This is a genomic window from Bartonella sp. AA74HLJMH (assembly GCF_042197045.1).
In the GTDB taxonomy this organism is placed as follows: domain Bacteria; phylum Pseudomonadota; class Alphaproteobacteria; order Rhizobiales; family Rhizobiaceae; genus Bartonella.
The window spans coordinates 1-808 of the sequence record NZ_JBHIRJ010000123.1 but is presented as its reverse complement, the minus strand read 5'-3'; the positions used below and the strand labels follow the sequence as shown (position 1 = coordinate 808).

1 protein-coding gene is annotated in these 808 nt (G+C 29.6%); it reads left to right on the top strand.

Annotated elements, in window-relative coordinates; genetic code table 11:
- The first annotated feature begins 163 nt into the window (after positions 1-163).
- Positions 164-493 (top strand): helix-turn-helix transcriptional regulator, encoded by a 330-nt coding sequence (locus tag ACFINH_RS10115; protein WP_208439714.1) that lies wholly within the window; start codon positions 164-166, stop codon positions 491-493.
- Positions 494-808 lie beyond the last annotated feature (315 nt).

The window sequence follows — 808 nt, the reverse complement described above, 5'->3', positions numbered from 1 at the left end:
TTTTGAAACCACCTAAATATTTTATAATTAATCTCGAAGGCATATGTAATCTCCATAACAGCACAATAAATAATTGCGTTTTATGCATAAGTCAACGAAATTGTGCTTTTTTATCATTTTTGCACATTTGCATAAAAATATATTTTCAAGGATTATACGAACCATGGAACAAGATATTCAGTCCAAACTTAAGCTATGGATTAAAGAGCGTCTTAACGAACGAGGACACGGCGCACAAACATTATTAGCATCACATTTAGAACTACACCCATCAGCAGTGAATCGCATGCTTAATACCTATCAAAATGGTAAAACGCGAGATATAACCATAGATGAACTAGTAAAGATTTCTGAATTTTTTAACGAACCTCCCCCCAGTTTTTACAAAGAAGTAGACTTAGATTTTATGAAAATATGTGCATCACTTGATCCAGTTGACAAAGAAGCGGTGCTTGATTTTCTTGAATTATTAAAAAAATTAAAAACAAAATAAGTAATAATTAACTGCTCTTTTTCATTGAATAATGAAAAAACAGATTCTATTTTTTTATCTATATCGCTCATAAACATCTCCCAAATTGTGGATAGCGCATAATTTAATTATATATTTTAAGATTTATTTTTGCGTTTTATGCAAAATTTTAATTGACTTATGCATAAAATACAATTATCACTGCACCATACCCCGAAAAAAAAAACCTATGTCAAGGCGTTTTTTTCAAAATGTATTTAATATTTTGATATGGAGGCATTTGTGAATAAACCAGTGTTTATAAATTCTGATGAAATTCTCTTAGTGATGTGCGAA

Coding starts and splice junctions, on each gene's coding strand:
- ACFINH_RS10115 (WP_208439714.1), top strand. CDS start 164: ATGGAACAAGATATTCAGTCCAAACTTAAGCTATGGATTAAAGAGCGT.